General features: G+C 75.3%; 26 protein-coding genes. 18 read left to right on the top strand and 8 right to left on the bottom strand.

Features of this window, described 5'->3' with window-relative positions; translation table 11 throughout:
* The first annotated feature begins 276 nt into the window (after positions 1–276).
* Genes ASG41_RS12105 through ASG41_RS12090 form a run of 4 tightly spaced genes read left to right on the top strand, consistent with a single transcriptional unit; the run spans position 277 to position 3347 of the window.
* Positions 277–1350 (top strand): aromatic ring-hydroxylating dioxygenase subunit alpha, encoded by a 1074-nt coding sequence (locus ASG41_RS12105; RefSeq protein ID WP_056294513.1) that lies wholly within the window; start codon positions 277–279, stop codon positions 1348–1350.
* On the top strand, positions 1347–1637 hold the full coding sequence (locus ASG41_RS12100; RefSeq protein ID WP_200938835.1) for a hypothetical protein: 291 nt from the start codon (positions 1347–1349) through the stop codon (positions 1635–1637). The genes ASG41_RS12105 and ASG41_RS12100 overlap by 4 nt, the downstream gene beginning before the upstream one ends.
* Positions 1634–2605, top strand: a complete 972-nt coding sequence (locus tag ASG41_RS12095) for a PDR/VanB family oxidoreductase (protein WP_056294939.1) — start codon at positions 1634–1636, stop codon at positions 2603–2605. The genes ASG41_RS12100 and ASG41_RS12095 overlap by 4 nt, the downstream gene beginning before the upstream one ends.
* Before the next feature lie 10 nt (positions 2606–2615).
* Positions 2616–3347, top strand: coding sequence for an IclR family transcriptional regulator (locus tag ASG41_RS12090; protein ID WP_056294509.1), 732 nt, complete (start codon positions 2616–2618; stop codon positions 3345–3347).
* Positions 3348–3353: 6 nt separating this feature from the next.
* On the opposite strand, the gene ASG41_RS12085 is transcribed toward ASG41_RS12090, so the two are convergent.
* A complete protein-coding gene (locus ASG41_RS12085; RefSeq protein ID WP_056294504.1) occupies positions 3354–4970 on the bottom strand; it encodes a diguanylate cyclase in 1617 nt (538 codons plus the stop codon).
* A gap of 232 nt (positions 4971–5202) precedes the next feature.
* On the bottom strand, positions 5203–5556 hold the full coding sequence (locus ASG41_RS12080; protein WP_056294501.1) for a VOC family protein: 354 nt from the start codon (positions 5554–5556) through the stop codon (positions 5203–5205).
* Positions 5557–5638: 82 nt separating this feature from the next.
* Here ASG41_RS12080 and ASG41_RS12075 point away from each other — a divergent pair, with 82 nt between their 5' ends.
* The 3 genes from ASG41_RS12075 to ASG41_RS12065 are packed head-to-tail and all read left to right on the top strand — an operon-like array spanning position 5639 to position 7874.
* Entirely contained in the window at positions 5639–6928 is a 1290-nt protein-coding gene (locus tag ASG41_RS12075) for an O-acetylhomoserine aminocarboxypropyltransferase/cysteine synthase family protein (RefSeq protein WP_056294498.1), read from the top strand.
* Positions 6925–7413, top strand: a complete 489-nt coding sequence (locus tag ASG41_RS12070) for a CoA-binding protein (RefSeq protein WP_056294493.1) — start codon at positions 6925–6927, stop codon at positions 7411–7413. Before ASG41_RS12075 ends, ASG41_RS12070 begins: the two co-directional genes overlap by 4 nt.
* Positions 7410–7874, top strand: a complete 465-nt coding sequence (locus tag ASG41_RS12065) for an NUDIX domain-containing protein (protein ID WP_056294490.1) — start codon at positions 7410–7412, stop codon at positions 7872–7874. Before ASG41_RS12070 ends, ASG41_RS12065 begins: the two co-directional genes overlap by 4 nt.
* 1 nt (position 7875) lies before the next feature.
* Here the strand turns inward: ASG41_RS12065 and ASG41_RS12060 are convergent, their stop codons facing one another.
* Complete coding sequence (locus ASG41_RS12060) at positions 7876–8142, bottom strand: hypothetical protein (protein ID WP_157519322.1); 267 nt, start codon at positions 8140–8142, stop codon at positions 7876–7878.
* Positions 8143–8273: 131 nt separating this feature from the next.
* Between ASG41_RS12060 and ASG41_RS12055 the strand changes: the two genes are divergently transcribed.
* A complete protein-coding gene (locus ASG41_RS12055; RefSeq protein ID WP_056294483.1) occupies positions 8274–8942 on the top strand; it encodes a Pr6Pr family membrane protein in 669 nt (222 codons plus the stop codon).
* Here ASG41_RS12055 and ASG41_RS12050 read toward each other — a convergent pair.
* Entirely contained in the window at positions 8923–9717 is a 795-nt protein-coding gene (locus ASG41_RS12050; RefSeq protein WP_235564744.1) for an endonuclease/exonuclease/phosphatase family protein, read from the bottom strand. The genes ASG41_RS12055 and ASG41_RS12050 overlap by 20 nt on opposite strands.
* A gap of 125 nt (positions 9718–9842) precedes the next feature.
* Here ASG41_RS12050 and ASG41_RS12045 point away from each other — a divergent pair, with 125 nt between their 5' ends.
* From ASG41_RS12045 to ASG41_RS12025, 5 genes are all read left to right on the top strand, one after another.
* Positions 9843–11087 (top strand): esterase-like activity of phytase family protein, encoded by a 1245-nt coding sequence (locus ASG41_RS12045; RefSeq protein WP_056294480.1) that lies wholly within the window; start codon positions 9843–9845, stop codon positions 11085–11087.
* A 53-nt stretch (positions 11088–11140) separates the two neighbouring features.
* Positions 11141–12964 (top strand): thiamine pyrophosphate-requiring protein, encoded by a 1824-nt coding sequence (locus ASG41_RS12040; protein WP_235564743.1) that lies wholly within the window; start codon positions 11141–11143, stop codon positions 12962–12964.
* A gap of 9 nt (positions 12965–12973) precedes the next feature.
* Positions 12974–13864 carry a 1,4-dihydroxy-2-naphthoyl-CoA synthase gene (locus ASG41_RS12035; RefSeq protein ID WP_056294472.1) on the top strand — a complete coding sequence of 297 codons (891 nt, stop codon included), beginning with the start codon at positions 12974–12976 and terminating at the stop codon, positions 13862–13864.
* 25 nt (positions 13865–13889) lie between these two features.
* Complete coding sequence (locus tag ASG41_RS25285) at positions 13890–14207, top strand: hypothetical protein (protein ID WP_056294470.1); 318 nt, start codon at positions 13890–13892, stop codon at positions 14205–14207.
* 123 nt (positions 14208–14330) lie between these two features.
* Positions 14331–14960 carry a TetR-like C-terminal domain-containing protein gene (locus ASG41_RS12025; RefSeq protein ID WP_235564742.1) on the top strand — a complete coding sequence of 210 codons (630 nt, stop codon included), beginning with the start codon at positions 14331–14333 and terminating at the stop codon, positions 14958–14960.
* 10 nt (positions 14961–14970) lie between these two features.
* On the opposite strand, the gene ASG41_RS24265 is transcribed toward ASG41_RS12025, so the two are convergent.
* Positions 14971–15759: a TetR/AcrR family transcriptional regulator gene (locus ASG41_RS24265; protein WP_056294463.1), complete on the bottom strand. Its 789-nt coding sequence runs from the start codon at positions 15757–15759 to the stop codon at positions 14971–14973.
* A gap of 66 nt (positions 15760–15825) precedes the next feature.
* Positions 15826–16305, bottom strand: a complete 480-nt coding sequence (locus ASG41_RS12015) for a DUF5946 family protein (protein WP_157519320.1) — start codon at positions 16303–16305, stop codon at positions 15826–15828.
* A 53-nt stretch (positions 16306–16358) separates the two neighbouring features.
* Between ASG41_RS12015 and ASG41_RS12010 the strand changes: the two genes are divergently transcribed.
* The 5 genes from ASG41_RS12010 to ASG41_RS11990 are packed head-to-tail and all read left to right on the top strand — an operon-like array spanning position 16359 to position 20168.
* Positions 16359–17156, top strand: coding sequence for a DUF427 domain-containing protein (locus ASG41_RS12010; RefSeq protein ID WP_056294455.1), 798 nt, complete (start codon positions 16359–16361; stop codon positions 17154–17156).
* Positions 17153–17443 (top strand): hypothetical protein, encoded by a 291-nt coding sequence (locus tag ASG41_RS12005; RefSeq protein WP_056294452.1) that lies wholly within the window; start codon positions 17153–17155, stop codon positions 17441–17443. Before ASG41_RS12010 ends, ASG41_RS12005 begins: the two co-directional genes overlap by 4 nt.
* Positions 17444–17473: 30 nt before the next feature.
* Positions 17474–18139 (top strand): HAD family hydrolase, encoded by a 666-nt coding sequence (locus ASG41_RS12000; RefSeq protein WP_056294448.1) that lies wholly within the window; start codon positions 17474–17476, stop codon positions 18137–18139.
* Positions 18136–19089, top strand: coding sequence for a Gfo/Idh/MocA family protein (locus ASG41_RS11995; RefSeq protein ID WP_056294445.1), 954 nt, complete (start codon positions 18136–18138; stop codon positions 19087–19089). The genes ASG41_RS12000 and ASG41_RS11995 overlap by 4 nt, the downstream gene beginning before the upstream one ends.
* Positions 19086–20168 (top strand): zinc-binding alcohol dehydrogenase, encoded by a 1083-nt coding sequence (locus tag ASG41_RS11990; RefSeq protein ID WP_056294442.1) that lies wholly within the window; start codon positions 19086–19088, stop codon positions 20166–20168. Before ASG41_RS11995 ends, ASG41_RS11990 begins: the two co-directional genes overlap by 4 nt.
* Here the strand turns inward: ASG41_RS11990 and ASG41_RS11985 are convergent.
* Both ASG41_RS11985 and ASG41_RS11980 read right to left on the bottom strand, forming a co-directional pair.
* Complete coding sequence (locus ASG41_RS11985) at positions 20113–21330, bottom strand: glycosyltransferase (protein WP_056294438.1); 1218 nt, start codon at positions 21328–21330, stop codon at positions 20113–20115. The genes ASG41_RS11990 and ASG41_RS11985 overlap by 56 nt on opposite strands.
* The gene (locus ASG41_RS11980) at positions 21327–22289 is read right to left on the bottom strand and encodes a glucosyl-3-phosphoglycerate synthase (RefSeq protein WP_056294435.1); all 963 of its coding nucleotides are present in this window, start codon (positions 22287–22289) and stop codon (positions 21327–21329) included. The genes ASG41_RS11985 and ASG41_RS11980 overlap by 4 nt, the downstream gene beginning before the upstream one ends.
* Positions 22290–22350: the final 61 nt, after the last annotated feature.

Genomic DNA, 22350 nt, shown 5'->3' with positions numbered 1-22350 from the left:
GTCGCCGTCCCCTTCGTCGGGGTCGTGCGCGGGATCTGTGGACGGAGCGGGCGGTGTGGACGGGTGGGATGCGCTCGGAGACGAGAGGTGCAGCCGCTCCGCCGTCCGTCCGCCCGGGCTGTGGCGCGGGCGAACACCCGGGCGCGGGGGTCGACCCAGGGAACCGGACGTTGCTCGGGTGGGGGCGGGACTTCCGAGGGGTGGAAGGGGCGTTCCGGCAGCCCGTGACTGCGGTCACCCTGGACGCGTCACCGTCGACGTCCAGGAGGACCCCGCATGACCTCGATCGTCCGCAACCAGTGGTACGTCGCCGCCTACGGCCGCGAGGTGGGCCGGGAGGTCTTCGGTCGCACGGTGTGCGGGGAGTCGATCCTCTTCTGGCGGCGGGAGGACGGCACGGTCACCGCGATGAGCGACCGGTGCGTGCACCGCCGGTTCCCGCTGAGCGAGAAGCCCTCCCACCTGGTCGGGGACACCGTCGTCTGCGGATACCACGGGTTCACCTACGGCGCGGACGGCAAGTGCGTCGCCGTCCCCGGCCAGACCCGCGTCCCGCGCACCGCGCGGCTCAAGAGCTACCCCGTGGTCGAGCAGGACACCTTCGTCTGGGTGTTCATCGGTGACGACGACCGCAGCGACACCGTGCCGATCCCGCGGGCGCCCTGGCTGGACCAGGAGGGGTACACCACCGTCAGCGGCATGGAGCCGCTGGCGGCACGGGCCAGCCTGCTGGTGGACAACCTGATGGACCTGTCGCACGAGACCTACCTGCACGGCGGCTACATCGGGACGCCGGAGGTGGCGAACACCCCGATCACCACCGAGGTCGACGAGGACGCCCAGGTCGTCTACGTCTCCCGGCACATGGACGACGCCGACTGCCCGCCGTTCTACGCGAACTCCACCGGCATCCAGGGCCGGATCGTGCGCTGGCAGGACATCGAGTTCCACCCGCCGTGCCTGTACCTGCTGCACAGCCGGGTGGCCCCGGTCGGCGTGCTCCCCGAGGAGGACGGCAGCGACCCGGGTGGCTTCCACGTCGAGGTCGTCTACGCGATCACCCCGGAGACCGAGCACTCCACGCACGACTTCTGGGCCGTGGCCCGCGACTTCGCCCTCGACGACCAGGGCGTGAGCGACTACCTGGCCGAGTCCAACCGCACCGTCGTGCTGCAGGACGTGCACGCCCTGGACGCCCTGGAGCGGGTGCTGGCCGGGGAGCCCGACGGCTACCAGGAGCTGTCGATCAACATCGACACCGGCGGTCTGGCCGCGCGGCGGATCATCGCGGCGCAGGCCGCCGCGGGTGCCGAGCGGGTGCCCGAGAGCCCGGCGGCGCTGGCCCGATGAGGACCGTCCCCGCCGGCCCCACGGCCACCCCCACCCGGGTCCTGGACGGCGACCGGGTCACCCGGGTCGCCTGGCTGCCCGGCAGCGACCGGCTGGTCGGTGAGTGCTCGTGCGGCGCCTCGGCCGAGGCCGGTGACCCGATCAACCTGCAGGACTGGCTGCTGTCCCACCCCGACCACCCGGCCGCGGTCGCGGAGCCCGACCAGGACGCCGCACCCCACGTGCCCCCGCCGCACCGGGTGCTGCACCCGTGGCAGGCGGCCGGCGAGCGGCGGGCCGTCACGTGACCGCCGTCCAGGAGCAGACGACGGCGGCCGAGCAGGACCTCCGGCTGCGGGTGGTCCGGCGGACCGAGGGCGCCGAGGGCGTCGTCGTCCTGGAGCTGGCCGACCCGGCCGGTGCGGACCTGCCCGCCTGGGCCCCGGGCGCGCACGTCGACCTGCAGCTCACCGAGGAGCTGACCCGGCAGTACTCGCTGTGCGGTGACCCCGCCGACCGCTCGGTCTGGCGGATCGGTGTGCTCCGCGAGCCGGCCGGGCGCGGCGGGTCGGCGTACGTGCACGACCAGCTGCTGGAGTCGATGGACGTGCAGGTCAGGGGCCCGCGCAACCACTTCGAGCTGGCGCCCTCCCCGCAGTACCTGTTCATCGCCGGCGGCATCGGGATCACCCCGATCCTGCCGATGGCCGCCGCCGCCCGGGCCGCCGGCGCCGAGTGGGAGCTGCACTACGGCGGCCGCAGCCGCAGGTCCATGGCGTTCCTCGCCGAGCTGGAGGGGCTGCTGGAGGGCACCGTCCACCCGCAGGACGAGGTCGGGCTGCTGGACCTGGACGCCCTGCTGGGCACCCCGCGGCCGGACACGCTGGTCTACTGCTGCGGCCCCGAGCCGCTGCTGGCCGCGGTCGAGGAGCGCTGCGCCGCCTGGCCGGCCGGGTCGCTGCACGTCGAGCGGTTCGCGCCCAAGGACGTCGGCGCCCCGGTGCGCAGCGGCTCCTTCGAGGTGGAGCTGTCGGTCAGCGGGACGACCCTGACCGTCGGCCCGGACGAGACGGTGCTGGCCGTGCTCGGGGCCGCCGGGGTCGCCGTGCTGTCCTCCTGCCAGGAGGGCACCTGCGGCACCTGCGAGACCGTCGTCCTGGAGGGTGAGGTCGACCACCGGGACTCCCTGCTGACCCCGGACGAGCAGGCCGCGAACGACACGATGTTCGTCTGCGTCTCGCGCGCGGCCTGCCCGAAGCTGGTCCTGGAGCTGTGACACTCCCGCCGTGAGGACGGCGAACGGCAAGCTGCTGGCCCTCCTGGACGCCTTCACCCGGGACCGGCCGGCACTGACCCTGTCCGAGCTGGCGCGGGCGGTCGGCGTCCCGCTGTCCACCGCGCACCGGCTGGTCGCCGAGCTCACCGCCTGGGGCGGGCTCGAGCGCGACGACGCGGGCCGGTACCGGGTGGGCCTTCGGCTGTGGGAGCTGGGTGCGCTGGCCCCCCGGGCGCTGGGGCTGCGGGAGGCCGCGCTGCCGTTCATGGAGGACCTGTACGAGGTCACCCACGAGAACGTGCAGCTGGCCGTGCGGGACGGTGACGAGCTGGTCTTCGTGGAGCGGTTCGCCGCCCGCGGGGCGGTCGCCGTGCTCACGCAGGTGGGCGGGCGGTTCGCCCTGCCGCCGACCGGGGTGGGGCTGGTGCTGCTGGCGCACGCGCCCGCCGACGTCCAGGAGCGGGTGCTGGCCGGGCCCTTGCGCCGGCACACCCCGCACACCGTGGTGGACCCGGCGCAGCTGCGCCGGGTGCTGGCCCAGGTCCGGCAGGACGGGCACGCGGTCAGCGACCGGCAGGTCACCGACGACGCGGTGTCGGTGGCTGCGCCGGTGTGGCAGGGCGGTCAGGTGGTGGCCGCGCTGTCGATCGTGGTGCGCGGGGGATCGGCGTCCGTCGTCCGGCCCTTCACGCCCGGGGTGATGGCCGCGGCGCGCGGGATCGGCCGATCGCTGGCCGGGTGAGGCGGGTCAGTCCCCGACGACCCGGTCCCGGCCCAGGCTCTTGGCCCGGTAGAGGTGCGCGTCGGCCCGGCCGAGCAGGTCGGCCGGGGCGGGCACGGTGGGGCCCGACGCGCTGGCGACGCCGATGCTGACGGTGACCGGCAGCGTGCCGGTGAGGCCGGCCCACGGGTGGTCGGCGACCGCGCGGCGGACGTCCTCGAAGCGCCGGGCGGTGTCCGTGAGCCCCTCGCCGACGAACACCAGCAGGAACTCCTCCCCGCCCATCCGCGCGGCGAACGACCCCTCGGCAGCGGTGGAGACCGCACCCTCCAGCAACCGCGCCACCCGGCGCAGCACCTCGTCGCCCACCTCGTGGGAGAACGTGTCGTTGACCCGCTTGAAGTGGTCCAGGTCCAACAGCGCCACGGTGACCAGGGCGCCCTCCACGGCGCCCCGGACCAGCAGGTGCGGCAGCGCCTCGTCGACGTGCCGGCGGTTGTACAGCCCGGTCAGCGGGTCGCGCAGCGACAGCTCGCGGTAGCGGCGGCTCTGCCGGCGGGCCTCGGTGGTCTCGTACATGGCCTGCAGGGTGCGGGCCCGGGCGTCGCGCTGGACGGACTGCAGCTCCAGCACCTCCCGGCAGTAGGCCTTGTGCTCCTCGAACGCGGCCCGGTAGTCCCCGCCCGCGGCGTACAGCTCGGCCTGCTCGCGCCGGGTGCGCACCCGGATCGAGGTCAGCCCGTGCTCCTCGCAGCGGCGCACGCACTCGTCCAGGCTGGCCTGGGCCTCCACGCAGCGGCCCCGCTCGCGCTGGACCTCGGCGTGGGTGAGCAGGAAGTCGGCGCCGGCGTCGCCGTCGGGGGACAGCGCCAGCACCTCGGGGGCCAGCCCCGGGCGCAGTGCGGCCTCGGCCTCGTCGAGGCGGCCCAGCCCGACCAGCACCCGGGCCACGGTGTCCAGCCGGCCGACGTCGAGGGGGACGGCGTGCTGGTGGGACAGGTCCTGCAGGCGGGTGGAGGCGACCAGGGCGCGCTCGTGGGCGCCGGCCAGGGAGGCCGTGTAGGCGCTGTTGTTGAGGATGAGCAGCTGCCGGTCGACGTCCGCCTGACGCTCGGCCAGGCCGAGCACGTCGAGGTACATGTCCTGCGCTGCGACGTCGCCCTGCAGGCCCAGGCAGTCGGCCATGCGGACCCGGTGGTCGATGGCGACGGCGGCCGGGGCCTCCTCACCGAGCCGCTCGACGGAGAGCACCGCGTGCTCCAGGGCGAGTGAGAGGTCGCCCAGTTCCTGGAAGACGGCGGCCAGCATGAAGTGCGCCCGGGCCAGCAGCCGGGGCGCGTCGTGGTCGGTGGCCCAGCGGTGCACGTCCTGCGCGGTCCGGCCGGCCTCGGCCACGTGCCCGGCACGGCGCCGGACGTCGACGGCGACCAGCTCGGCCCGCAGCTCCAGCTCGGTGAGCCCCAGCGAGCGGGCGGTGTCGCCGGCCTCGCGGGCCCGGTCGGAGACGACGTCGAGGGCGCGGTCGAACCGGGAGACGGCCTCGAGCTCGTCGAGCACGGCCTGCAGCTGACGGACGCGGTGACCGTCGGGGCCGGCCGGGGACGGGGGAGCCTCGTCCTGGGTCGTCGCTACGACGGTCGTCACGGTCCTCCCATCGACACCCCGGACGTCGGCCCTGAGCGGGGCCGCCGACCCACCCCCTCGGGGTGGCCCGATCATCCCGTACGGGAGTGCGTCCTGTCTCGCCCCGGCGGGCAGACAGACCCGTCCGGGGGACCCCCTCAGAGGGCGGGACGGACGAGGCGTCCACCCGGGTGGACGGCACCCGGGGCGGGGCGCAAGTGTGCCGGGGCCACGGCGCGGCCCCGGCGTCACCTCATGCGGGCGGTGCGTAGAACTGCAGGTCGTTGCCCTCGGAGTCCTTGAACGGGGCGAGGCGGCCCCACGGGTGCTCGCTGATGCCGCCGGCGAACTCGACGCCCTTGTCCTTCAGCCCCTCGATCTCGGACTCGAGGTCCCCGTCGGGCTGGAAGGTGATGACGGCGCCGCCGTCGGCGTGCCTCGCCGTCCCCTCGCGGGCGTTGAGGCCGATCATCAGCCCGTTGGCGTCGAACTCGCTCCACTCGTCGGTGACCTTGCCCTCGGGCAGGCCCAGGGTGTCCCGGTAGAACGCCCGGGCACGCTCCATGTCGTCGACCGGGACCCACACGCTCGCCACTCCGCTGGCCATCTCGTTCCTCCTCGCTCGGTGCTGCTGTCCCGGTCTCCCTGCCCGACCGGTGCGGGCTCCAACCGTCGGGGACACTTCGGTCATGGCCGACCGAACCTGGGGTTTCCGCACCCGGGCACTGCACGCCGGGGGACAGCCCGACCCGACCACAGGCGCCCGCGCCGTGCCGATCTACCAGACCACCAGCTACGTCTTCGAGAGCGCCGACGACGCCGCGAACCTCTTCGCGCTGCAGAAGTACGGCAACGTCTACACCCGGATCGGCAACCCCACGGTCGCCGCGTTCGAGGAGCGGATGGCCTCCCTGGAGGGCGGTCTGGGCGCGGTGGCGACGTCGTCCGGGCAGTCCGCGGAGTTCCTCACCTTCGCCGCGCTGGCCGGCGCCGGGGACGAGATCGTCGCCGCCGCCTCCCTCTACGGCGGCACCATCACCCAGCTGGACGTGACGCTGCGCCGCTTCGGGGTGACCACCACGTTCGTGCGGGGCAACGACCCGGCCGACTACGCCGCGGCGATCACCGAGAAGACCAAGCTGCTCTTCGCCGAGGTGGTCGCCAACCCCGGCAGCGAGGTCAGCGACATCCGCGGGCTGGCAGACGTCGCACACGCCGCGGGCATCCCGCTGGTCGTGGACGCGACCACGGCCACCCCGTGGCTGTGCCGGCCGATCGAGCACGGCGCCGACATCGTCATCCACTCCGCGACCAAGTTCATCGGCGGGCACGGCACCACGATCGGCGGCGTCGTCGTCGACGCGGGGACCTTCCCGTGGGACAACGGCCGCTTCCCGCAGATGACCGAGCCGACCGAGTCCTACGGCGGCATCTCCTGGTGGGGCAACTTCGCCGAGTACGGCTTCCTGACCAAGCTGCGCAGCGAGCAGCTGCGCGACATCGGCGCCTCACTGGCGCCGCACAGCGCCTTCCTCCTGCTGCAGGGGGTGGAGACGCTGCCCCAGCGGATGCGCGAGCACGTGGCCAACGCCCAGCGCGTCGCCGAGTGGCTCGACGCCGACGAGCGGGTCGCCTGGGTCCGGTACTCCGGGCTGCCCGCCCACCCCGACCACGCCCTCGCCCAGCGGTACCTGCCCGAGGGTCCCGGCGCGGTGTTCAGCTTCGGCGTCGTCGGCGGCCGGGAGGCCGGCCGGCGGTTCGTCGAGTCCGTGCAGCTGTGCAGCCACCTGGCCAACATCGGCGACGCCCGCACCCTGGTCATCCACCCCGGGTCCACCACGCACGGCCAGTTGTCGGTGGAGCAGCTGGAGACCGGCGGGGTGACGCCGGACCTGATCCGCATCTCGGTCGGCCTGGAGGACGTCGAGGACGTGCTCTGGGACCTCGACCAGGCGCTGGACGCGGCGGTGCAGGCGTGACCCGCGAGTGGACCGGCCCGACCGCCGGCGAGCGCCAGGCGCTGCTGGACCGGACCCGCACCGTGGCCGTCGTCGGCGCCTCGGACAACCCCTCCCGGGCCTCCTACTTCGTGTCCACCTACCTGCTGTCCACGACGCCCTACGAGGTCTGGTTCGTCAACCCGCGGGTGACCGAGATCCTGGGGCGGCCGGTCTACCCGTCGCTCGCCGACCTGCCCGGCGTCCCGGACCTGGTCGACGTCTTCCGCCGGCCCGCGGACCTGGGCGGGGTGCTGGAGGAGACGATCGCCGTCGGCGCGCGCACCTTCTGGCTCCAGCTGGGCCTGTGGGACGACGGTCTGGCCGCCCGGGCCGAGGGCGCCGGCCTCGAGGTCGTCATGGACCGCTGCCTGAAGATCGAGCACGCCCGCTTCCACGGCGGGCTGCACCTGGCCGGCTTCGACACCGGCGTCATCAGCTCGCGGCGCCGCCCGCCGCGCCGGTGAGGTCGCCCACCGACGGCTGGACCACCTGCGGGCTGGGCCACCGGCACTGGGGGCTGGTCGGGGCGGCCGGGCTGCTGGTGCACCGGCCGGGGACGAACGGCGTCGAGGTGCTGCTGCAGCACCGGGTCGCCTGGAGCCACCACGGCGACACCTGGGGGACCCCCGGGGGTGCGCTGCACCGGCACGAGAGCGCCGCCGACGGAGCGCTCCGGGAGGCGGGCGAGGAGCTGGGGCTCCGTGCCGCGGACCTGGTGCTGGGGGTCGAGTCGGTCGACGACCATGGCGGCTGGAGCTACACGACGGTGCTGGCCACCCCCACCGGACCGCTGGAGGCGGCCGACCTGGAGCTGGACGCCGAGAGCACCGGGGTGGCCTGGGTGACGCTGGCGGCCCCCGGCGTGCCACTGCACCCGGGGTTCGAGCGCTCGCTGAGGACGCTGCGCCCGCTGCTGGGAGCCTGACTCAGGCGGAGTACTGGACCGTCCGCGGCCACCCGGGGTCACCGGTCCGGCGGTGGTGACGGACGAGGGCGGCCACGACCCGGGCCCCGGAGGACTCCCGCTCGGGCGGCCACACCCGCAGGTCCCACTCCTCGGTGGCCTCCCGGGTCGCCTTGGGCAGCACCACGGTCCCGGGGGAGGTGGCCAGCTCCTCGGGCGAGGACCCGAAGACGTACTCCACCTCGACGTCGGTCTCGCGGACCAGCCGGGCGATCAGGTGGACGGCCACGGGACCACCCTGCCAGCCCCGGAGGGCCGGCCCGGCGTCCGGCCCGCGGCGCCGCCGGCGGGCGCGCACCGTGGGGTCCTCCGGTGCCGCCCTGCTGGCCACCCGCCGGTGCCCGGGCGCATGATCCCCGCGTGACCGACCGCCGCACCCTCGCCCGCGTCGTCCACACGGCCCTGGCCGTGGTGGTGGTGCTGTCCGTGCTCACCGAGCTGGGCCGGGCGGTCTCCGGGGCCAACGTGCTCGTCCCCGCCGACGACCCCGGCGCCGGCACCCGGGTCCTCCGGTTCTCCTCCTACTTCACCATCCAGTCCAACCTGCTGGTGCTCGCCGCGGTGCTGCCGTTGACCCGGGACCCCGACCACGACGGCCGGGGCTGGCGGGTGCTGCGGCTGACCGCGATGCTGGGGATCACGGTCACCGGGCTGGTCTACGTCTTCGTGCTGGGCCCGGACCTGGACCCGCAGGGCCTGGGCTGGTGGACCAACGCCGGGCTGCACTACGTCGCCCCGGTGCTCGCGCTGGTCAGCTGGCTGCTCCTCGGGCCCCGCCCGCGGGTCACCGGGGCCACCGTCGGCTGGGCGCTGGTGTGGCCGCTGGCCTGGATCGGCTACGCGCTGGCGCTGGGCGCGCTCACCGACTGGTACCCCTACCCGTTCCTGGACGTCACCGTGATCGGGTACGCGGCCGCCCTGCGGAACGTGGCGTTCGTCGCGGTGCTGGCGGTCGTCCTGCTGCTGGTCTTCCGGCTGGCCGACCGGAAGCTGCCGGCGACCGCGGAGGTCAGCCCGGCCGCACGGTGACGGTGACCAGCCGGTGGTCGCCCAGCGGCAGCCGGCGGACCTGCGGGTCCGCGCCGGCGAGCCCGCCCAGGGACAGCACGTGGTCGAACTGGACCCTCGGGTCCGGCGCCGGCCAGGTCCGCGCGGTGACCAGCCGGCGGCCACGGGTGACCAGGGCGGACAGCGAGCCGCCCAGGTTCAGGTCCCCGGCCACGACGACCGGCCCGGGCAGCCGCGCCGCCCACCGGCGCACCTGGCGCAGCTGCCGGGCCGCGCTCGGCGCGGAGAAGGACAGGTGCGTGCCCAGGACGGTCAGCCCGTCCAGCTCGGCGGCGACGACGGCCCGCGGCTCGTCGGGGAACCACCACAGCCGCCGGTCCCCGGTGCGGGGGTCCGGGGCGACCAGCGGCAGCTTCACCGGGCCCGCGGTCAGCCCGAGGACGTGCCAGCGCCGGACCGGCAGCCGGGACAGCAGCGCCACCCCGTAGTGCGGCCCGGCCAGCGCCGACCCGGGCCCGTGCAGCCCCGGCTCCAGCACCGTCCAGCTGGCGAAGGGGTCGGGGGTGCCGGCCAGCGTCGGGGCGAAGCGCCAGTCGGTGGCCCCGACCGCCTCGGCGGCGACGGCCGGCTGGTGCACCCGGTGCGAGCGCGGCTGGTCGACGTCGACCTCCTGGAGAGCCAGTACGTCGACGTCGAGGTCGGCCACCGCCGCCGCCAGCGCCGCGGCGCCCGCGGACACCCCGTCGTCGCCGCGGCCCGAGGCCAGGTTGAGGGTCCCCACCCGGATGTCGGCCACGGGCACAGCCTGCGGGTTGCCCGGCCGGACCGCGATCGTTCGGCCCGCCCTGCGCCGCCGTTCACCCACCGGCCACGGCGCCGAGCTGGGCTGGGGGTCCGCCCACCGACTCCCCGGAGGTCCCCGTGCGCCGTCCCCGCACCCCCGCCCTGCTGCTGGCCGCAGCGTCCGCGCTGCTGGTCGCCTCCCCGGTGGGGGTCCCGTCGGCCGCCGCGGCCCCGGACCGCCCGGTGACGCTGGAGAGCCGGGCGCTGCTGCCGGCCACCGAGTACCAGCCCGGTCCGCCGTCCGGTGCGGCCACGACCCCGGCCAACGGGGTGTCGCCGCCCTACCCGGGTCAGCCGGTGCCCGGCTTCTCCGCCGTCCTGCCGTACCGGGGGGCCGACACCAGCGGCACCCGGCTGTGGGCGATGCCGGACAACGGCTTCGGCACCCGGGCCAACTCCGCGGACTTCCTGCTGCGCGTCTACGACGTCTCGCTGGACCCGCGCACCGCCTCCGGGCGCAGCGGGACGGGGGCGATCACGGTCAACGGCTTCTCCTCCCTCCGCGACCCCGACCACCTGGTGCCCTTCCCGATCGTCAACGAGGGCACCGCGGACCGGCTGCTCACCGGCGCCGACTTCGACATCGAGTCCATGCAGCGCGACCTGCGCGGCGACTTCTGGATCGGGGATGAGTTCGGGCCGTACCTGCTGCACGTGGACAGCACCGGACGACTGCTCGAGCCGCCGATCGGGCTGCCCGACGGCACCCGCTCCCCGCAGGCGTACGACCTGGGCGGCGCCACCCCGACGCTGGGGGCCAGCAACGGCTTCGAGGCGCTGGCGGCGGCCCAGAACGGCCGGTACCTCCACCCCGTCCTGGAGGGCGCGCGGACGACGGACGACCCGCGCCGCCGGGTCGTCTACGAGTTCGACACCCGCACCTCCTCCTACACCGGCCGCACCTGGTCCATCCAGGTCGCCGCCGCCGGGCTGCTGGTCGGTGACGCCCAGGTCCTCGGCGGGCGGCAGCTGCTCTTCATCGAGCGGGACAACACCCAGGGCGCGACCGCGCAGGTCAAGCGGCTGGTGGTCGCCGACCTGGACCGGCCCGACGCCGCGGGGTACGCCACCCGGCGGACGGTGGCCGACCTGCTGACCATCGCCGACCCGGCCGGGGTCTCGCTGCCGGCCCGGCCCGGGGAGACCGGGGTGGGCCCGCGGTTCTCCTTCCCGCTGGTGTCGGTGGAGTCGGTGCTGCCGCTGCGCGGGGACCAGGTGCTGGTCGCCAACGACAACAACTTCCCCGGCAACGACGGGCGCATCCCCGGCCGCCCCGACGACACCGAGGTCGTCGTGCTGCGCGTCCCGGGCCTGCGCGGCTGACCGGCCCGGGCTTCCCGGCCGGGACGGCGGGGTAGGGCTGGCCGATGGCACACGTGAGGACCGTCGGAGAGCACGTCGTCGCGCGACTGGGGGAGTGGGGCGTCCGGCGCTTCTACGGATACCCCGGGGACGGCATCGGCGGGGTGATGAGCGGCCTGCGCAAGGCCGTCGACGCCGGCGACGCGGAGTTCTTCCAGGTCCGCCACGAGGAGACGGCGGCGTTCGCGGCGGCCGCGGACGTGAAGTACGGCGGCAGCGAGCTGGGCTGCGTCGTCGTCACCTCGGGGCCCGGTGCCATCCACGCGCTCAACGGCCTCTACGACGCCAAGCTCGACCACCAGCCGGTGGTCGCGCTGCTCGGGCACACGGCCCTGAACGCGCAGGGTGGCGGCTACTACCAGGAGGTCGACCTGCTCAACCTGGTCAAGGACGTCGCCGGTGCCTACGTGGCGCAGGTCAGCGACCCCTCCCAGGTGCGGCACGTGGTCGACCGCGCCGCCCGCACCGCGCTGGCGCACCGGACCGTGACCGCCGTCGTGCTGCCCAGCGACGTGCTGGTCGCCGACGCCGTCGTCGACCCGCCGGACGGGCACGGGTACTTCCACACCAGCGCCGTGGCCAGCACCCGGGTGACCACGCCGCCCTCGGCTGCCCTGCAGCAGGCCGCCGACCTGCTCGACAGCGGGCAACGGGTCGCGATCCTGGCCGGGGCCGGCGCGCTGGGTGCGACCGCCGAGCTCACCGCGGTGGCCGACGCGCTGGACGCCGGCGTCGCCAAGGCGCTGCTGGGCAAGACCGTGCTCGACGACCGGCTGCCCTGGGTGACCGGCGCGATCGGGCTGCTGGGCACCCGGGCCAGCTGGGACCTGATGCGCGAGTGCGACGTGCTGTTGATCGTCGGGTCGAACATGCCCTACTCGGACTTCTACCCCGCCCCGGGTCAGGCCCGGGCGGTGCAGATCGACATCGACGGCGCCCAGTGCGGGCTGCGCTACGACACCGAGGTCAACCTGGTCGGCGACGCCGGCCCCACGCTGGCCGCGCTGCTGCCGCTGCTGCGCACCGACCGGGACGGGTCCTGGCGCGAGCAGGTGGGGAGGTGGACGCGCAGCTGGCGGGCCACCCAGGACGCCCGGATCGCCACGAAGACCCACCAGCTCAACCCCGAGTACGTCGTCCGGCAGCTGTCCGACCGGTTGCCCGACGACGCGATGCTCGCCATCGACTGCGGGACGGCGACCAGCTTCTACGCCCGTGACATCGACGTCCGGCCCACGATGCTGGGCTCGCTCAGCGGCACGCTGCTGTCGATGGGCGGCGGCATGCCGTACGCGATCGCGGCCAAGAACGCCCACCCGGACCGGCCGGTGTTCGCCGTCATCGGCGACGGCGCGATGCAGATGAACGGCGTCAACGAGCTGATCACGGTCAGCCGGTACTGGCAGCGGTGGGCCGACCCGCGCTTCGTCGTCCTGGTGCTGAACAACCGGGACCTGTCGTTCGTGACCTGGGAGATGCGCGCGCTGGTCGGCGACGTGCCCTTCGCCGAGAGCCAGGACCTGCCCGACGTGCCCTACGCCGGCTGGGCGCAGCTGCTCGGGTTGGGTGGGCGTCGGATCAGCGCGAAGGCCGAGGTGCCGGGGCTCTGGGCCGAGGCGCTGGCCGCGGACCGGCCCTTCGTCGTCGACGCGGTGGTGGACCCCGACGTCCCGCTCATCCCGCCGCACCTGACCCTCGACCAGGTGGTGAACACCGCGAAGTCGCAGCTGGAGGGGGACCCGGCGGCGCCACACGTGATCGCCGACGGTGCCAGGGAGGCCGTCGGTGCCCCGGTCCGCGGGCTGCTGCGCCGGGCGTTCGGTCGGCACGGGAGCTAGGTTCCGGGCGTGAGTGCACTCGAGGGCGTCTCCGAGACGTTCGACCCGTCCGCCTGGCAGACCGTCGAGGGGTTCGAGGGCCTCACCGACCTGACGTACCACCGGGCGGTCGACGCCGGCGTGGTCCGGGTGGCCTTCGACCGGCCGGAGGTGCGCAACGCGTTCCGGCCGCAGACCGTCGACCAGCTGCTGGCCGTCATGGAGCACGCCCGGCTGGCCACCGACGTGGGCTGCGTGCTGCTCACCGGCAACGGCCCCAGCGCGAAGGACGGCGGCTGGGCGTTCTGCTCGGGCGGGGACCAGCGGGTCCGGGGGCGCTACGGGTACGAGGCGTCGGCCGGCACGTCGGGGCGGCTGCACATCCTGGAGGTGCAGCGCCAGATCCGCTTCATGCCCAAGGTCGTGATCAGCGTCGTCCCGGGCTGGGCGGCCGGTGGCGGGCACAGCCTGCACGTGGTCAGCGACCTGACGCTGGCCAGCGCCGAGCACGCCCGGTTCAAGCAGACCGACGCCGACGTCGGCAGCTTCGACGGCGGTTTCGGCTCGGCCTACCTGGCCCGCCAGATCGGCCAGAAGTTCGCCCGCGAGGTCTTCTTCCTGGGCGAGGAGTACTCCGCGGCCGACGCGCACCGGATGGGGATGGTCAACGCCGTCGTCCCGCACGCCGACCTGGAGTCGACGGCGCTGGACTGGGGGCGGAAGATCGTGGCCAAGAGCCCGACCGCCCAGCGGATGCTGAAGTACTCGTTCAACCTGATCGACGACGGGCTGGTCGGTCAGCAGCTGTTCGCCGGGGAGACCACCCGGTTGGCCTACATGGCCGAGGAGGCCGTCGAGGGCCGCGACTCCTTCCTGGAGAAGCGTCCGGCGGACTTCAGCCGCTTCCCCTGGCACGTCTGACCAGGGCACGCGTGAGGGGGTCGTCGTGATCGTCGAGGTCCTGGGTCCCGACGACGTCCGGGTCGTCGACGTGGACGACCTGCGTCGTCTGCACCTGGCGCTGGGTGTGGTGGAGGTGGACGAGGCCGACGCGGCTCTGCGCGCGGCCGGGCTGGGTCGGCTCGACGGTGAGACCGGTCACCTCGATGTCGCGGCGCTGCGCGCTGCGGCGGAGGGGCAGGCGACGGTGGCCGACTGGGCGGCGGGGTGGGACGCGATGCTCGCGTACGCCCGCAGCAAGGGCTGGTCCAGCGAGGACGGGGCGAGCCTGCAGGTCCACGTCGAGTCGGCGGCAGCCGGCTGACCGGACACGGAACGAGACGATCCGGTCACGTCGAGTGGCGGATTGAGCGTTCATCCACAACACGCTGACATTGGAGGCCCTCGGTCGTTGTGGTGACTCCACTCGTGGATGCACCATGGGGACGTGACGAGCACGAACGACGTTTCCGCACCGGCGAGCACCCGGTCCCCGGGGCGCCCCCTGAGCCCCGAGCTGTCCGAGCAGCTGGTCTCGGTCGCCGTGGACATCCTCGCCGACGAGGGCTGGGGGAGGCTCAACAGCGACCGGGTCGCTGCCCGCGCCCGGGCCGGCAAGGCCGGCATCTACCGCCGCTGGCCGACCATGGCCGCGCTCGCCCGGCACGCGGTCACCGGCTTCGCGCTGGTCCGCCTCCCCGAGGACACCGGCTCCCTGCGCGGTGACCTGGTGGCCCTGCTGACGCCGTGGACCCGGCCGCTGGACCGTGAGGAGCGCGCCGCGGCCAGCCTGGTCGGAGCGGCCCGCCACGACGCGGACCTGCGCGCGGGCCTGGAGACCGCTGTCGTCGAGCCGCTGGCCGCCGTGCTGCGCGAGCTGGCCGACCGGTCCACCGCCCGCGGTCAGGCCGTGCCCGACCACCGGCTCTCCCTGCTGTCCACCCTGGTCCAGGCGCTGTGGTGGGAGCGGTACACCGCCTTCGCCGTCCCGCTGTCCGAGCGGGAGGTCGAGGAGCTCGTCGACGAGGTGCTGCTGCCGGTCGTGGACCCCTCGGCCGCGGTGGGCCTGAGCGTCTGACCCGTCCGGGTCAGGCCGCGCCGGCGCCGCCGTCGTGGCCGTCGTGGCCGTCGTGGCCGGGCACGAACTGGGCCGCCACGTCCTCGTCGGGCGGCGCGTCCTTCTCCAGGCCGGCCACCAGCTGCAGGGCCAGCGGCGCGTCCGGTCGCGCCGCCACCAGCTGGATGCCCAGGCCGATCGCCTCGATGGCGCCCAGGGTGAGCCCGTCGACCTCGGCCCGCCGGGTCAGCGAGGGCTCGGGGCCCATGGCCAGCCGGCGCTGCTCCACCACCATCACCCGGCCGGCGGCCACCAGCACCCCGCTGATCAGGTCCGCGGGCAGCCGCAGGTTGGGCACGTCACCCTCCAACTGCTGGGTCCACGTGGCGTGCAGTGCCCGGGACAGCTGGTGCTCGCAGCGTCGCAGCAGCTCCCGCTCGTGCACCCGCAGCGAGGCACTGGCCTGCAGCACGTCGACGTACTGCCGACGGTCGGCCCAGCCGATCATCGCCGGGTAGGCCATCACCTGGTGGGCCATCCAGGACTGCACGGTGGCCACCGCGCCGGTGCCCGGTCGCCGTCCGGCGACCGCCCGGGCCGGGCCGTCCACCCACGGTGTCCGGTCGGCGAAGTAGAGCTCCTCCTTGGTGCAGAAGTGGTTGAAGACCGTCTGCACCGCCACGTCGGCCTCGTCGGCCACGTCGGCGATGGTCACGGCCTCGAAGCCGCGCTCGGCGAACAGCCGTTGCGCCGCCTCCTTGACCTCCCGACGGGTCTGCGCCTTCTTGCGCGCCCGTCGGTCGAGGCTCTCCTCCTGCACGGCGGGAGCGTAGGCGGCTGATCGGCCCCATGACCAGCGCACCAGCCGCCTGCGTTCCGACCCGGCTCAGTCCGGTGCGGTCGGGTCGCCGGCCCAGTCCGCGGAGACGGCCTGCGCCCACGAGCGCACCAGGGCCGGCAGGTCCACGACGTCCAGGTCCGCGGCGACGTCGGCCACCGTCGTCGTCCAGTGCTCGGGCCGTTCCGCGGGCGCCCCGGTCTGCTGGCCCAGCGCCGTCCGCAGCCGGACCAGGCCGCCGGGGTCCCCCTCGTGCGGGTGCTGCGCGTCGTAGGCGTCGACGGCCAGCTGCAGCAGGGCCGCGGCGCGCAGGTCGCTGGGGGCCTCGTCACGCAGCCCCCGCACCGTCACGTCGAACAGGCGGGTGCAGGCCGGGGAGGCGCCGGGGTGTCGGGCCTCCAGGTCGGGCCGGGCCACCAGCACCGAGCCGCAACCGGGACACCGGGACACCAGCGGGGCCGGGCCGGGCAACGGGGGGAGCGGCGGTGCGCCGTCGGCCGCAGAGGGGTCGGACGACGTCGGGGGCACCTGGAGATCGTGCCGCACACCGGTGCCCGCCGCTGGGGGAGAGACTGTGGGGCATGTCGCTGACGATGGGACCGGGGCCGTTGGCCCACGCCAACCGGGGCCGCTTCAACACCGACCTCTCCGCCGCCCCGGCGCACCTGCTCTACCTGCACGAGGTGCCCCAGCGGGTGCGCGGCGTCGTCGCCGGCGAGGTGGTCGTGGACACCGAGCGTGCCGTGCTGCTGCACGAGTCCGGGCTGCTCCCGCAGTGGTACGTCCCCCGCGAGGACGTCCGCACCGACCTGCTGACCCCGACGTCGACCAGCACGCACTGCCCGTTCAAGGGCGACGCGTCCTACTGGACGCTCACCGTCGGCGACCGGGTGGTCCAGGACGCGGTGTGGGCCTACCCCGAGCCCGTCGACGCCGTCCCCGAGCTGGCCGGGCTGGTCGCGTTCTGGTTCGACCGGGTGGACGCCTGGTACGAGGAGGACGAGCTGGTCTTCGGTGGTCACCCGCGCGACCCCTTCCACCGGGTGGACACCCGGCGCAGCAGCCGGCGGGTCACCGTCACCGTCGGTGGGCGCGAGCTGGTCTCCACCGACCGGGCCCTCGCGCTGTACGAGACCGGGCTGCCGACCCGCTGGTACCTGCCGCGGGAGGCCGTCGACCCCGCGCTGCTGACCGCCTCGGACACCCGCTCGGAGTGCCCGTACAAGGGCGTGGCGTCCTACGCGCACGTCACGGTGGACGGCGCCCGGCGGCAGGACCTGCTGTGGTCCTACGTCGCCGCCTTCCCCGAGGCGCAGGCCGTCGCCGGGTACTGGGCCGTCGACGACAGCGCCGACGACGTCGAGGTCCGGGTCGGGTGAGGTCGGGGCTGCTCGCCGCCGGTCTCCTGCTGCTGGCCGGCTGCGGCGGGCCGCCCGCCGCCGCCGACATCAGCTCCGCCCTGCAGGCCGACGGGGCACCGGCGGCGTTCGCCGACTGCTTCGCCGCCGGGCTGCTGGACGCCGACGTCCGGGACTCGACGCTGGACGTCTTCGCCGAGCAGGGTGCGGTGGACGACGAGGGCGTCGAGGTGGAGCTGCCGGTGGACGACCTCGCCGTCGCCGACGCGCTGCTCGCCGACTGCGCGGAGACCACCACGACCGGTTGACCCCCGGGCCCGGTGGGCAGGGGCGGGGGCATGGCTGCTCCCGTGATCGCCGTCCTGGACGTCGACGGCACCCTCGTCGACTCCAACTACCACCACGCCCTGGCCTGGTACCGGGCCTTCCGGTCGCTGGGGGAGACGTTCCCGGTCTGGCGGCTGCACCGCCTGATCGGCATGGGCGGGGACCAGCTGGTGGCCGCGATCGGCGGTGCCGAGCTGGAGGAGCGGCTCGGCGACCGGGCCCGCGAGCGGTGGACCCAGGAGATGGAGCCGCTGCTGGGGGAGCTGTGCCCGCTGCCCGGCGCCCGGGACCTGCTGGTGGCGGTCCGGGAGCGTGGGCACCGGTTGGTGCTGGCCAGCTCGGGCAAGGCCGACCAGGTCGACCACTACCTGGACCTGCTCGACGCCCGGGACGTCGCCGAGGCCTGGACGACCAGCGACGACGTCGAGGCCTCCAAGCCGCACCCGGACCTGCTGCAGACCGCGCTGAGGAAGCTGGGCGAGCCGCAGGACGCCCCGGCGGTCGTCGTCGGTGACTCGGTGTTCGACGTGGCGGCCGCTGAGGCCGCCGGGATGCCGGCGATCGTGGTCCGGTCCGGCGGGTTCGGCGACGACGAGCTGCGCGACGCCGGGGCGATCGACCTCTTCGACACCCCGGCCGACCTGGTGGCCGCGCTGGACCGGACCCCGCTGGCATGAGCGTCCGCGTCGGTCTGGTGGGGGCGGGGGGCGTGGGCGCCCGGCACGCCCGGGTCCTGCAGGGGATGCAGGACGTCGAGCTGGTCGGGATAGCCGACCCGGTCCCGGCGGCGGCGCAGGCGCTGGCGGGCGGGCTCGACGTGCCGGTGCGCACCACCGCGGAGCTCCTGGCGGCCGGGCTGGACGGCGTGTGGCTGTGCGTCCCGCCCTTCGCGCACGGCGAGCTCGAGCGCCAGGTGGTCGAGGCCGGCGTGCCCTTCTTCGTGGAGAAGCCCCTGGCCGCGGACCTCGCCGTCGCCGAGGAGGTGGCCGCGCTGGTCGCCTCCGCCGGGCTGCCCACGGCCACCGGCTACCACTGGCGGCACCTGGACACCGTCGCGACCGCCCGCGCCGGACTGGCCGGGCGCACCCCTCGGCTGGTCGCGGCCCGCTGGTGGGGCACGACGCCGCCGCCGGCCTGGTGGAGCGACGGTGCGCGCTCGGGAGGTCAGCTGGTCGAGCAGGCCACCCACGTGCTGGACCTGGTCCGGGTGCTGGCCGGGGAGGTCGACGAGGTGGTCGGGGGCAGCGCCGTCTCGACGCGCGAGGGCCGCGACGTGCCCGACGCCACCGCCGCGGTGCTCCGGATGGCCTCCGGCGCCGTGGGGTCGGTGAGCACCTCCTGCGTGCTGCCGGTGCTCACCGCCGCCGGGCTGGAGGTGGTCGCTGACGACCTGGTCCTCCAGCTCACCGAGACCTCGCTGTCGGTGCGGACCCGGGAGGGCGAGGAGCAGCACACCCCGGCCGTCGACGCCCGGGAGGCCGTCGACCGTGCCTTCGTGGACGTGCTGGCCGGCGGGGCCGCCGCCGGGGGACTGGTCGACGTGGCCGAGGCGCTGCGCACCCACCGGCTGGCCTGGGCCCTGGCCGAGGCCACCCGCACCGGGTCGACCGTGCGGGTCGCGCCGTGATCCGCACGCTGGTCGTGCCCCGCGCCGGCGAGCTGGCCTTCGAGGACACCGAGGAGCCGCCGCTGGCCGAGGGCCTGTTCCGCGCCGAGACCGCCTACACCGGGCTGTCCGCGGGCACCGAGCTGACCTGGTTCCGCGGCACGAGCCCCTGGTTCGCCGCCGGCTGGGACGGCGACCTGGGCCTCTTCGAGCGCGGGCGTCCCGCGCAGGCCTTCCCGGTCCGGCGGCTGGGGTACATGGAGGTCGCGCGGGTCACCGACAGCCGCACGTCGGTGACCGCGCCCGGCGACCTGGTGGCGATGGCCTACGGGCACGCCACGGTCGTGCACGGCGACCCGCTGGCCCAGGCCGTCGTCCCGGTGCCGGCCGACCTGGACCCGGTGCTCGGGGTCTACGTCGCCCACCTGGGCCCCATCTGCGTCAACGGCCTGCTGCACGCCGCCGCCGACGTGGGCGGCCGGGAACTCGCCGACGGCGTCCGCGGCCGGATGGTGCTGGTGACCGGCGGTGGCGCCATCGGCCTGCTCGTCGGTCTGCTGGCCCGCGTGCACGGGGCCGCCGAGGTCGTCGTGGCCGACCCCACTCCACAGCGGCGGGCGGCCGCCGAGGCGCTGGGCCTGCAGGCCCGGGACGACACCCCCGACCTGGCGCGGGACCTGAAGACCCGGTGGCGGCACGGGCCCGCCGACCGCGGCGCCGACGTGGTCTTCCAGTGCCGCGGCACCGCGGCGGCACTGGCGACCGCGCTGCGCTGCCTGCGGCCGCAGGGCACCGTGGTGGACCTGGCGTTCTACGTCGGCGGGGCCGACGACGTCCGGCTGGGGGAGGAGTTCCACCACAACGGGCTGTCCCTGGTGTGCGCCCAGATCGGCCGGGTGCCCCGCGGGCTGGCGCACCTGTGGGACCGGCGCCGGCTGGCCACCGAGACGCTGGGCCTGCTCGCCGGGCACGGTCGGCTGGTCCGGGAGGTGCTGGTCACCGACGTCCTCCCGCTGGACGAGGCCCCCCGCGTGGTCGCCGAGCTCAGCGCGCGGCAGCGGCACGCCCTGACGGTGGTGTTCGCGGGGCCGGCAGCGTGAGCGGCCGGGTCTGCTGCGGTGCGCGGCCCAGCAGCTGGTGGTAGCGCGCCTCGTAGGCCGCTGCCATCACCGGCGGGGCGAACCGGCGACGGGCCTCCCGCGCGCACACCGCCGGGTCGATGTCGGCGACCGCGCGCAGGCCCTCGGTGAACCCGTCGACGTCGTCGGCCAGGAAGCCGGTGACCCCGTGGTCGACCAGCGTGGGCAGGCATCCCCGGGCCATCGCCACGACCGGGGTGCCGGCGGCGAGTGCCTCGCACACCGCCGTACCCCCGGGTTCCTCCCAGTCGATCGGGAACAGCGCGGCCCGGGCGCCGCCGAGCAGCTCGGCCTTCTCCTGGCCGGCCACGCTGCCCACCCAGCGCACCCGCTCGCCGTCCAGGTGCGGGCGGACGTGCTCGCAGAACCACGCGACGTCGGCGTTGTCCCGCGCCCCGCCCGGGGCGGCCAGCGCGGCGGCCAGGGCGGCCTGGTCGGGGTACGGGCCGACCGGACCGGCGAGCACCAGCGGCACGTCGGCGCGGGCGCACGCCTCGATCGCCGTCAGCGCGCCCTTCGTGGGGGTGAGCCGGGCCAGCAGCAGCGCGTAGGGCCCGCGCCGTGCCCGCGGCAGCGGGGGGACGTCGGTCACCGGCACCGCCAGGGGCACGTGGCCCAGGGACTGCCGCTGCAGCAGCTCCGGGCCGCGGGCCAGCTGGCTCTCCGAGACCCCGACGTAGGCGACCCGGCCGCGGCCGTCGAAGGTGGCGTAGAAGTCGGCGTTGCGGGCGAGGTCCCAGTGCAGGGTGTGCAGCACCGGCGGTGCGCTGACGCCCATCGCGCCCAGCACCGCCGGCCCGACCACCTCGAGGTGGGTGTGCACCAGGTCGAAGGGCCGGCCGGCGCCCGCGTACCGGGCCACGGTGTCCAGGACCAGCCCGGCGTGCGCGTGCGCCACCCCGACGACCTGCGGGTAGGGACCGGGGAGGCGGGCGAACTGCCCGGTCGGGAAGGCGCTGACCCGTTCCTCGGCGGGCAGCGTGGACTCACCCACCGTGGCCAGCACGACCTCGTGGCCCCGGGCCCGCAGCTCGGTGGTGAGCGTGGCGACGACGTTCTCCAGGCCGCCGTAACCGACCGGCGGCACCGCGAGCCAGGGCCCGGCGTCCATCAGCAGCCTCATCGGCGTCGACCCGCGGCGGCCCGGACCTGGGCCATCGGTGGCCGTTCCACGACGCCGACGTCCCAGCCGACGGCCTCCAGGGCCTCGTCGGTGCGGACGAACTGCAGCAGGTCGGCCGCGGTCACCGGGGCACCCCCGGGCAGCCGGGACAGTGCGGTCTGCAGCACCTGGCCGGCCATCCGGCCCAGGGCGGCGTCGCTCTGGTGCCCGTGCCGCCGGGTGCCCAGGTCCACCTGGGCCAGCGTCCGAACCCCGGCCAGCCGGGTGAGGTCGACGAGCAGGCCGAACTCGACCCCGTAGCCGGAGACGAACGGCACCTGCTCCAGCAGCGTGCGTCGCCCGGCGTACTCCCCGCCCAGGGGCTGCACGACCCCGGCGAGCTCGGGCCACAGCGCGTTGAGCAGCGGCCGGGCCAGCAGCTCGGTCACCCGGCCGCCGCCGGTGGGGACCAGCCCCTCGGAGGTCAGCAGCGGACGGTCGTAGACGCCCTTGACGAACCCGACCGAGGGGTCCGACAGCAGCGGGCCCAGCAGCCCGGCCACGTACCCCGGGTCCACGTCGACGAGGTCGGCGTCCAGGAAGACCAGCAGGTCACCGGTGGTGGCTGCCAGCGACTTCCACAGCGCCTCGCCCTTGCCGCCCCCGGGCAGCCGGCCGAGCTCGGGCAGGACCGAGTCGACGGCGACCACCCGGGCGCCGGCGGCGGCGGCGACCCGGGCGGTGTCGTCGGTCGAGTCGCTGTCCACGACGACGATCTCGTCGACCAGCGGGATCTCCTGCTGCCAGGCCCGGCGCAGCGTCCCGACGATGGCCCCCACGGTGCGTTCCTCGTCGCGGGCCGGGAGCACCACGCTGACCGAGGTCCGCCCACGCTGCTTGGCGGCCAGCAGCTGCCGGGGGTCGTGGTCGGCCGCGCGGGTGGTGCGGTCCTCGAGGAGCGCTCGGACGTCGGCGCGCATGCACTCTCCTGCGGGTCCGGCGACGCAGCCGCCGACCTGCCGGCGTGGCTTGCCGGGACGA

It is taken from the genome of Modestobacter sp. Leaf380 (genome assembly GCF_001424485.1).
Lineage (GTDB): Bacteria > Actinomycetota > Actinomycetes > Mycobacteriales > Geodermatophilaceae > Klenkia.
This window is presented reverse-complemented; position numbering and strand designations above follow the sequence as displayed.